We start from the raw sequence: 998 nt of genomic DNA, 5'->3' as shown, positions 1-998 counted from the left end.
ATTCAAGTTGTTTGTCAAGAGGATTATAAGCTCCCATATACTTATAATTGCCTGGAGTCCACCCCGCTTTTGGTCTTGGAAGTTTTCCTATCCATTTGTGTATATCAACTCCACTTCCATCTAAATCCTTTCGATCAGTTTTATATTTCTTGTTAGTTCTTACTTTGGTTGATAATTGATCTATAGCTTTTCCTGCAGTATCATAAACGAAAGGAGTAAGTTTTTTCATTCCATAATCTACTGCTTTCTTTTGTAGTTTCTTATCTCTCAATAATTCACTAGCACCATAACGACCCATTTCAACAGTTTTCTTAGCCAACCATGGTAAACCATGGTGATACATTATGCGTCAGCAGCTATTCCATCAACATCTGTCATTATTCCATCACCTTTTAGGCTTTTTTTTCCCTGAAGAACTACTTTTCACATACCTGACTTTCTCTATTCCACAAACAGGACAATGACAATAAAACTGTCTTCTACCATTTTTATCGGTTTGATAACCACTTGGTTCAGTACAAGGTGTAACTCTTTTATCTTTGATATAATAAGATTCATCCATTTTTATATTTAGATTATATAATATTATAAATAAAATGGAATCAAGAGAAATATTTCTGAAAGGAGAAATTAAAAGGATAAAAATGTTATTAGATGTCTTTTATGAAAATTCTAGAACATGTTCTGTGTTGGAAGATGATAAAAGATTAAAAAAGATTGTTCAATTACTTTTTGAAATAAATGAAAAGGTAAACAGATTGAGAAAAATATCAGAAGATTAAAACTAATCAAAAATTTTATATCAATTATTATGATATAAAATTAATCCAAAAACCTATGATTAATGAAATAGTCTTTTATGAAATCACTATTATCATGATCAAAGTCTTTATGATGAATCACATCCAGAATACTCTTTCCTTTTTGTCTTTCAATCAAATAGTAGGGAACTGGTCAAAACTATTTTACATGCGAGGGACCCACTTTTGAGGGGCGGA

3 protein-coding genes are annotated in these 998 nt (G+C 30.5%); 1 reads left to right on the top strand and 2 read right to left on the bottom strand.

All coding sequences use genetic code 11. The annotated features are described in order from the left end of the window. Both OIF36_00530 and OIF36_00525 read right to left on the bottom strand, forming a co-directional pair. Positions 1-343 (bottom strand): hypothetical protein (locus OIF36_00530; protein ID MCV6598958.1); only part of this gene is annotated, 343 nt, incomplete at its 3' end. A 42-nt stretch (positions 344-385) separates the two neighbouring features. Then, a complete protein-coding gene (locus tag OIF36_00525) occupies positions 386-562 on the bottom strand; it encodes a hypothetical protein (protein MCV6598957.1) in 177 nt (58 codons plus the stop codon). Positions 563-596: 34 nt separating this feature from the next. On the opposite strand from OIF36_00525, the gene OIF36_00520 reads away from it, so the two are divergent. Next, the gene (locus tag OIF36_00520; GenBank protein MCV6598956.1) at positions 597-782 is read left to right on the top strand and encodes a hypothetical protein; all 186 of its coding nucleotides are present in this window, start codon (positions 597-599) and stop codon (positions 780-782) included. The last annotated feature ends 216 nt before the right edge of the window (positions 783-998 follow it).

The sequence above is a fragment of the Alphaproteobacteria bacterium genome (genome assembly GCA_025800285.1).
GTDB lineage: Bacteria > Pseudomonadota > Alphaproteobacteria > JAOXRX01 > JAOXRX01 > JAOXRX01.
This window is presented reverse-complemented; position numbering and strand designations above follow the sequence as displayed.

What these genes read in the sequence shown, in the direction of transcription:
- OIF36_00525 (MCV6598957.1), bottom strand. Translation starts at nt 562, where the DNA reads ATGGATGAATCTTATTATATCAAAGATAAAAGAGTTACACCTTGTACT.
- OIF36_00520 (MCV6598956.1), top strand. Translation starts at nt 597, where the DNA reads ATGGAATCAAGAGAAATATTTCTGAAAGGAGAAATTAAAAGGATAAAA.